Annotated in this window: 1 protein-coding gene; it reads right to left on the reverse strand. The window is 47.1% G+C overall.

Annotated features, from left to right (window positions below; all coding sequences use genetic code 11):
* A partial coding sequence (locus tag J0A66_RS22245) for a redoxin domain-containing protein (protein WP_206576009.1) occupies nt 1–305 on the reverse strand: 305 nt, incomplete at its 3' end.
* Nucleotides 306–346 lie beyond the last annotated feature (41 nt).

The following is a 346-nucleotide window of genomic DNA, read 5'->3' on the forward strand; positions in this document are numbered from 1 at the left end:
GTGTACTTCACAGGACCAATACCACCTTGATTGACTGGGGTATTACGCCATGCATTGTGGCTGAACTGAGAATCGATAGACACACCAATAACTTCTACGCCGCGTTGTTTGAACTCTTCGTAACGCTTGTCGAAAGCGATCAGCTCAGACGGGCATACAAAGGTAAAATCCAGAGGGTAGAAAAACAGTACCGCTTTTTTGCCTTTGATCGCATCTTTCAGGTTGTAGCTGTCAACAATCTCGCCGTTGCCCAGTACGGCAGCAGCAGTAAAATCAGGGGCTGGACGACCAACTAGTACACTCATCATCTTCTCCATTTCTTGGTTGATGTTTGCTTATCGCCCAC

The sequence above is a fragment of the Bowmanella dokdonensis genome (assembly GCF_017254865.1).
Taxonomy (GTDB): domain Bacteria; phylum Pseudomonadota; class Gammaproteobacteria; order Enterobacterales; family Alteromonadaceae; genus Bowmanella; species Bowmanella dokdonensis.